Below are 8,505 nucleotides of genomic sequence, written 5' to 3'. Positions count from 1 at the left end.
GAGACGGGCACCGCCCACAGGCCGTTGAGCGCACGCGCTCAGGCCTCGTTCCGCGCGCACTTCACGACGACGCGCACTCCGCACCGGCCCGTCTGGTCGGCCAGCCGGGCCGCCGGGTGCTCGGCGTCCAGCGGCGCCCAACCGGCGCCCGACCGGAGAATGCCGACGACGGCGACCACGGTGGTGGGGCCGGGCGTGGTGAGCATCCCCACCAGGTCACCTGGCCGTACGCCGTTCTCCCGCAGCCGCCGGGCGAGGGCACCGGTGGCCGCGTCGAGCTCCCGGTACGTCAGGGCGCGTCGGCCGTCGTCCACGGCGACCGCGTCGGGTGCGGCCCGGAACTGCTCCAGCAACCGGTCGACCAAGGCCGACCGACTCACGCCCTCCGGTCCGGCAGATGTGCCTGCCAGGGCCCGCGACGTCGGTCCGATCGCCGCGCAACCGCGCAACTCCTCCTCGAAGGCGGTGGCGAGGCGGGTGACCGTCGTCCGCGTGAAGAGGCGTTCGGGGAAGTTCCAGGACAGGCGCAGGGCGGGCCCGTCCTCCCAGCAGAGCAGGTTCAGCCGGGTGGCGGCCGAGCCGGTGCCGGCCGCCGTGGGCCGGACCTGGACCGGGCAGTCCGGGTCCAGGGGAGCAGGGAAGCGGGCGAAACTGAAGCTGGCGGGGCTCACCGTTCGCGGTCCCGAGGGGTTGCCGGGCAGCAGCCGGGCGAGGTCGAGGCTGCTGACGGTGGCGTGCCGCTCGCTGTCCAGCCAGGCCAGCCGTACGCGTTCGGCGACTTGGGGGAGTGGCTCGTCCGGGGCGGTCTCCAGCAGTAGCGGCAGGGTGTCGGCGAGGGGGCCGACCAGCCGGTCGAGGCCGGGCAGCCGGGCGTCGCGGCCCGCGCGGGCGACATTGACCGCGATGTCGTGCTGTCCGCTCCACCGGGCCAGGCAGCGGGCGTAGGCGGCGAGCAGGAGGTGGAAGAGGGAGACGTTCCAGCGGGCGGCCCGTTCACGCAGGACGGCGACGAGGTCCTCGTCCAGGAAGCGGTGCTCGGTGACGAGCGGGCCGGGGCCCTCCTCGGGGCCGGGGCGGCCGTCGTAGGGCAGGGGCATGGGTGAGTGGCCCGTGAGGCGGGCCGTCCAGTACGCGGTGTCCTCGGCGCGGGCGGAGGGCGTGCCGCCGGTGGCGAGGGCGGCGAAGTCCGCGGCGGGCGGCAGTGAAGTCGTGCCGCGGTCCAGGGCGAGGTCGGTGTAGAGAGTCCACAGTTCCGTGCCGAGGACGTTGAGGCTGTAGCCGTCGGCGGCGACGTGATGCGCGCACAGCACCAGATGGGCCACTTGGGCGTCGTCGGTCAGCAGCAACGCCCGCAGGGGAGGTTCGCCGGTGAGGTCCAGCGGCCGATTGGCCAGCTCCGTCTCCAGCGCTTCGAGGCCGCCTTCGGGGCACGGCCGCGTCTCGAACCACACGGCGGGGTCGGCATCCGACGTCACCGTCTGGTGCGGTACGGGGGAGGGGTGGGCGTCGTCCTGTCCGAGCCGGACGCGCAGCATGCCGTGCCGCTCGGCGAGCGTGGCGAGGGCGCGGCGCAGCAGGCCGGGGTCGAGGGGGCCGTGGACGGTCTGGCGCACCCAGCCCCGTGCCGGGGTTCCCGGATACAGGACGCTGCTGGTGTGCAGGGCCAGTTGGACGGGGGTGAGGGGAAACGGCGTGCCTTCCGGGACACCGCTCGTCGGGAGGGTGGTCGCGTTCGGATCGGAGGCGGCGGTGTCCAGATGGGCACAGAGTTCCCGCACCGTGCGGTACTCGAAGAACAGCGTCGTCGGCAGGTCCCTGCCCAGCGCGCGTTCCAGTCGCCGGACCAGGTCGACCGCGGCGAGCGAGTCCAGGCCGAGGGAGAGGAAGGGCGTGTCCTCGTCGACCGCCTCGGCCGGCAGGTGCAGGGATTCGGCGAGCAGGGTGCGCACGAGGGCGCGGGTGCCGGACACGGAGGAAGCGGGCGCGGGAACCGGAGTTGGTACCAGGGGCCGAGGAAGCCGTACCGCTGGCGCGTGACCGCCGATGTCGGCGAGTACGAGCTGCGCGGTGTCGGCTGCGCATGCCGCACGCAGGGCACGCAGCGCTTCGGCCGGTGCGAGGGGTGTGCCCCCGGCCTGCAGAGGCATGCGCTCCGCCGCGGTGGCGGCGAGCCCCGTGCGCGCCACGGCGCCGAGGTTCACAGCCAGCCAGCGGCGCCCGGCGGCACGCTCGGCCGCGGCGAAGGCGTCGAGGTAGGCGTTGGCGGCGGCGTAGTCGCCCAGCGCGCCCGCGGCACCGGGGAGGACGGAGGCCACCGAGGAGAAGGCCACGCACAGGGCCGGGCGGTGCCCGTGGCGGTGCAGGGTGCGGGCCAGCAGGCGGGTGCCGACGGTCTTGGCGGCCAGTGAACGATCGGTGTCGGCTCGGCCCGTGCCACGCAAGGAGCCTGGAACGGCCACCCCGGCCAGATGGAACACGACGTCCAGCGGCGGGAGTTCGGCGAGCAGGGCGTCGAGCTGCCGTTCGTCGGTGACGTCGGCCTGCCGGTAGCGGGCGTCGGCGCCGAGTTCGCGGAGTTCGGTGAGCAGCGTGGCCGGTGGCCGTGGGGAACGGCCGGTGAGGACGAGAGTGGGGCGGCCCCGCCCGGCGAGGTCCCGGGCGAGCGCGGCGCCGAGGCCGCCCGCGCCGCCGGTGATCAGGTAGGTGCCGTCCACGGGCAGTTGGTTCTCGCAGCCCAGGGAGGTGCCGTCCACGGGCAGCCGGTCCTCGTAGGCGAGGCAGGTGCCGTTCACGGGCAGCTGGCCTCCGTAGGCCGCCACGGTGTCACCGGGCAAAGGCTCGATCCCCCGCAGCAGTCGCGCACCGCCGCGCCAGGCGGCCACGGCCACCTTCTCGCCCGGCGCCGCCAACTCGGCCAGCACAGCGGAGAGTTGCTGCGCGGTGGTGTCCCGGGACGACAGGTCGACGCAGACCAGCTCCGCGCCCTCGGTCTCCTCCGGGAAGGCGAGCGCGAGCCCGGTGAGCAGGGCTTGTCCCGGACGCGCAGTCGCCTCACCGTCCGTGCCGGTGCGGTGGGCGTCCTCGGTGAGCAGCAGCAGGCGCTTGGCACCGGCCCGGTCGAAGAGCCGCAGGGTGTTCCGGAAGGCGGCAGCAGCGTCCGAGCCCGTGTCGTCGTCCGCCCGCCCGGCGAGGTGGACGACGGTGTGCGCGGACTCCGTACCCGGTTCGGCCACCGGTACCCCGCACTCGGCCAGCCGCGCGGACAGCTCCCGCACCGCCTCGCCGTCGGGCCCCGCGACCAGCGTGACCGGCACCGGTCCCGGCGGCCCGGAGTGGGCAGTGGGCGTCCAGGCGATCCGGTGCAGCAACCGGGCGGCGTCAGGCCCGGGCCAGTAGGACCGCCGCTGGAAGGGGTAAGTGGGCAGCGGCACACGGCGTCCCGTCGGCGCGAGCGCGGCGTGGTCGACGGCGACACCACGCGTCCACAGCCGGGCGACGGTACGCAGCAGGGCACCCCTGTCCCACCCGTCCCCCTCGCCCGCGGCCGGGAGGGCGGAGAGCGTGACCGGTGCCGGGCCGGACCGGTCGGCGGCCAGGCGCAGGGCGCTCGGCAGATCGGTGCCGGGCCCGACCTCCACGAACGTGTCGAAGCCGTCCTGGACCAGTCGCCGCGCCGCAGCGGCGAACTCCACCGGCCGCAGGGCGTGTTCCCGCCAGTGGGCGGCGTCGGGGGCGGGTGCCCAGTCGCCGGTGAGGGTGCTCAGCAGCGGTATCGCGGCGGCCCCCGGCGACAGGGCGCGGGCGGCGTCGTACAGCGCCCGCGCGGCCGGTTCCATCAGCGGTGAGTGGAAAGCACGCGTGACACTGAGCCGTCGTACGGCGACGCCCCGCCCGGTCAGCTCGGCCACCGCGTCCTCGACCGCGCGCACGGTCCCGGACAGCACCAGCCGGCCAGGGGCGTTGCGGGCGGCGACGCTCAGCGCGCCGTCCGACGCGGCGACCAGGGCGTGAACGGCGTCGTCCGCTCCGCGTACGGCGGCCATCGCGCCCTGCTCGGTCAGCTCGGCGAGGAGCCGGCCGCGTTCGGCGGCGAAGCGGACGGTGTCCGCCAGGGGCAGCAGGCCCGCCGCGCAAGCCGCGGCGAGTTCCCCGACGCTGTGGCCGGTGACGGCGTCCGGTACGACGCCCCAGGCGCCCAACTGCCGGGTGAGCGCCACGGCGTAGGCGACCAGGACGGGCTGGGTGATCTCGGTGCGCGCCAGGTCGGCAGGGTCGACGCCGGGGTCGGTGCACCAGTCGGTGAGGGTGCGGCCGTACAGCGGACCGAGGTGTGCGGAGGCCTCGTCGACGGTGTCCCGGAACACGCGTGCGGTGGCGTACAGACCCGCGGCCATGCCAGGACGCTGGGTGCCCTGACCGGGGAAGAGGAAGGCGAGGCGGGGGCGCGCCCGGACGGTGCCGGTGGACGGTTGTCGCGTGGTGTCACTCGCCGAGGCCAGGGCGGTCAGCTGTGCGCGTACGTCACCGTCGCAGACGAGCGCGAGCCGGTGCGGGGCGTCGTCGCGGGCCGTGCCCGCGGTCAGGCACAGGTCGGGCTCGGTGATGTCCGGGTGGGCGGCCAGGTGGTCCGACAGCTCCCGGACGAGGGCGCGCAGGGCGGGTGGGGTGGCTGCGGAGAGCGCGAGGAGGTGGGGCCCGGCCGCCTCCTCCCGAGGGGTACGGCTGGGGGGTGCCGGCGCCTGCTCCAGTACGGCGTGCGCGTTGGTGCCGCCGAAGCCGAAGGCGTTGACCCCCGCCATGAGCGGGCCCCCGGAGCGCGGCGCGGGCCAGGGGACGAGCCTGCCGGGCACCTGGAACCCGGACCCGGCGACCGGCGCCGCGGGCGGGTCGGCGTGCAGTGACGGCGGTACCTGGCCGTGCCGCAGCGCCAGTACGACCTTCACCAGGCCCGGCAGCGCGGCGGCGTTGAGCAGGTGTCCGATGTTGGTCTTGGCCGAGCCCAGCAGTCGCTTGTGCCCGTCCGGCAGAGGGGGGAAGGCGTGGGCGAGCGACATCAGCTCGACCGGGTCGCCGAGGGCGGTGCCGGTGCCGTGTGCCTCGACGTAGGTCACGTCGGCCGGGTCGACGGCCGCGGCGGTGTGGGCGGCGGTGATGACCTCGCGCTGGCGGGCGGGGTTGGGTGCCAGCAGGCTCAGCGAGGTGCCGTCGTTGTTGACGGCGGTGCCGCGGACCACGGCGAGAATCTCGTCGCCCGCCCGCTGGGCGTCCGTCGTCCGCCGCAGGACCAGCACCGCGCCGCCCTCGCCGGGCACGAAGCCGTCCGCGGCGGCTCCGAAGGCGCGGCTGCGGCCGGTCGGGGACAGGGCCTGCGCGGTGTGCAGCATGCGGTGCGCGGCCGGCGTGAGATGCAGGTTGACGCCGCCGACGAGGGCGATGTCGCACTCGCCGTCCGCGACACTGCGGCGGGCCAGGTGCAGGGCGACGAGGGCGGACGAACAGGCGGTGTCCACGGCCAGGGCCGGACCGTCCAGGTCGAAGCTCTGCGCGATGCGCGCCGCGAGGAGGTTCGGCAGGTTGCCGGTCAGTGCCGCGGGCGGCAGGCCGGTGCCGTGTGCCCGCTCCAGGAGTTCCCGGTAGCCGCTGTCGCCGGTCGTGGTGAACACGCCGATGCGGTGGGCGCGGCGGCGCGGACCGGCGTAACCGGCCCGCTCCAGGGCCTCGTGCGCCAGTTCCAGCAGCAGCCGGGCCTGTGGGTCGAGGGCCCGGGCCTCTTCGTCGCCGATCCCGAAGCGAGCGGCGTCGAAGCGCGCCGGGTTCTTCAGGAACGCTCCCCACCGGGCTTCGGGTATCTGCTCGCCTTCCCACCGGTGCGGCGGTACCGGGGTGACGAGGTCCCGCCCTTCGGCGAGCAGTTGCCAGTACTCGTCGGGGGTGGTGGCGCCGGGGAAACGGCAGGCGAGACCGACGACGGCGAGGGTGCCGTCCGTGCCGGTATCGCGTACCTTCGGGGCCGCCATCGCCAGGCGCGCCTGCGACTTCGCCTGCGACTTTGCCTCCGGCTCGTCGAGCAGGTGGTCGACGATGTCGGCCACCGTGTCCGCCCCGGCGCGCAGCGCCGACACCTCCAGGCGGCGGCCGAAGGCGTCCTCCAGCGCGGCCAGTACCTCCATCGCCTTGAGCGAGGTCCCGCCGAGCGCCCGGAAGGACGTACGGTTGCCGATCCGCTCGACGGGCAGCCCCAGCACGGCGGCCCACACCTCGCGCACCGTCCGCTCGGCCGCGGCCTGCGCCCGGGGCACAACGCGCTCGCCGGGGTCGCGGGCGACCCCACCGGGTGTGCGGAGCACGACGTGGGGGAAGCGGCCCGCCTCGAACCGTTCCCGCAGCGCATGGCGGCGTATCTTGCCGCTGGTGGTGCGGGGGAACCGGCCGGGCGGCAGGGCGACGACCCTCACGTCGTCGTGGAAGAGAGCCTCGCCCACTCGGTCGGCGACCCGGCGCAGCACCTCGTCTGCGGAGCGCGGCGGCCGGGCCCAGGCGACGCACACCAGCACCCGCTCATGGCCGGTGACGGGGTCGGTGGACCCCACCACCGCGGCGGTGCCGGGCGGCAGCCCGGGCGTCGCGGCGGCGACCTCCTCCAGGTCGGCGGCGTGGTACTTCAGCCCGTTCAGGAACAGCACGTCCTTGTGCCGGCCGCTGACGAACAGGCGCCCGTCCCGCAGAAAGCCCAGGTCTCCCGTGCGCAGCCAACCCTCGGTGCCGAAGGCGGCGGCGGTGGCGTCGGGCAGTCCCAGGTAGCCGCGGGCGAGTTGGGGCCCGTGAACCTCGATGTGGCCCACGCGCCGCTCAGCGAGCACCTGTCCGGCGTCACCGACGATCCGCACGGAACAGCCGGGCACGGGACGGCCGAGGTCCATGAGTTCGACGGCACCGCCGGCCGCGTCGGGGGAGGCGTCCACCACCCGGCCGCGGCTGAGCGCGTCCCGCTCCACCGCCAGCGGCACCGCCACCTCGCCCGGCGGCGGGAACGTCACGGCCAAGGTCGCCTCGGCGAGCCCGTACACCGGCTGCAGGGCGTGCGCCGCCAGTCCCGCGAGCCGCGTGCGGCGGGCGAAGTCACGCCAGACGGTTGGGGAGATCGGCTCGGCGCCGACCACCACCCGCCGGACGCTGCGCAGATCGAACCGTGCCATGTCCGCCTCCGTCGTCCGCCGGACGGTCAGCGCGAGCGCGAAGTTGGCGGCCGACAGGTGGGTGGCCCGGTGCGCGGTGGCCTTCTCGAACCAGAGTCCCGGCCGCCGGGCGAACGCCGACGGCCCGATCCTGACCTGCCGGGCACGGGCGGCGAGCGGCGCGAGGTGCATGCCGATCAGGCCCATGTCGTGGAAGTACGGCATCCAGCTCACCACCACGTCGGCGGCGCCCAGATCGGATACGGCGATGATCTGGCGCAGGTTGGCCGTCACCGCCGCATGGGTGAGTTCGACGCCCTTGGGCTGCCCGGTACTGCCGGAGGAGAACTGCACGAACGCCAGATCGCCCGGCGCACCCGGCCGGACGGCGTCATCGAGGTCCCCGTCCGGCAGCCCGTCCACCTTCAGTACGGCGGCCTCGGCGGGCAGGTGCCGCGCCACTTCCTCTCCGACCGCGTCCACGAACAGGTGGGGCCGGCCCAGGTGTTCCCACACGGGCGCCACCCGGCGGACGTCCGCGGCGAGCGGTACGGGGACCAGACCGGCGCCGACGAGGCCCCAGAACATCACCTGGAAGTCCTCGCTGCGGTCGGCGACCAGCGGCACGCAGGTGCCGGGCGCGACACCGGCCGCCCGCAGCCCAGCGGCCACCCGCTCGGCGTCGGCCAGCAGTTGGCGGTAGGTCACGGCCAACTCGCCGCCGTCGCCGCGCACATGCACGGTCACCTGCTCGGGGGCCTGACGGGCGGCGTCCAGCAGGACGTTCCACAGGGTGTCGTTGCTCATGTCGTCTGCTCACACCAAGTCGAAGCCCTGCGGCAGGGCGGGACGGAGACGGCCGGTTCGCACCGTCGCGAACCGGCGAACCGGCCGGGAAGCGGATGAGCGCCCCCCGGCCGCTCATGTTCGAAACCGATATGGATCAAGATCTATCCGCCGTGTATATCATCACGGCTCGTGGATCTGATACGGCACCTGGAGTGCTTCGTGGCTGTGGCCGAGGAGTCGCACTTCGGTCGTGCCGCGTCCCGGCTGGGCATGGCGCAGCCGCCGCTGTCCCAGCGCATCCAGCGCCTCGAACGCGAACTGGGCGTACGGCTCTTCGACCGCACCAGCCGCCACGTCTCGCTCACCAGGGCGGGCACGCTGCTCCTCCAGGACGCCCGTGACCTGCTCGTCCGAGCGGAAGCGCTCCGCGGCGCGGCTCGCCGTATCAGCCAGGGGGAGAGCGGGCTCCTGCGCGCCGCACTGCCGTCCGACATCGCCGGCGAGACCGTCGCCGCCGCCCTCGCCGACCTGCACAGGCATC

2 protein-coding genes are annotated in these 8,505 nt (G+C 74.9%); one reads left to right on the top strand and one right to left on the bottom strand.

The genetic code is table 11. The features are described from left to right. Nucleotides 1-38: 38 nt before the first annotated feature. Entirely contained in the window at nucleotides 39-7,982 is a 7,944-nt protein-coding gene (locus tag ACWD1Z_RS35795) for an SDR family NAD(P)-dependent oxidoreductase (RefSeq protein WP_451124838.1), read from the bottom strand. A 171-nt stretch (nucleotides 7,983-8,153) separates the two neighbouring features. On the opposite strand from ACWD1Z_RS35795, the gene ACWD1Z_RS35790 reads away from it, so the two are divergent. Beyond that, on the top strand, nucleotides 8,154-8,505 hold a 352-nt coding region (locus ACWD1Z_RS35790; RefSeq protein ID WP_451124836.1), incomplete at its 3' end, for a LysR family transcriptional regulator.

Source organism: Streptomyces sp. NPDC002784, from assembly GCF_053592135.1.
The sequence above is the reverse complement of the archived record's forward strand: the minus strand, read 5'-3'. Positions and strand labels throughout refer to the sequence as shown.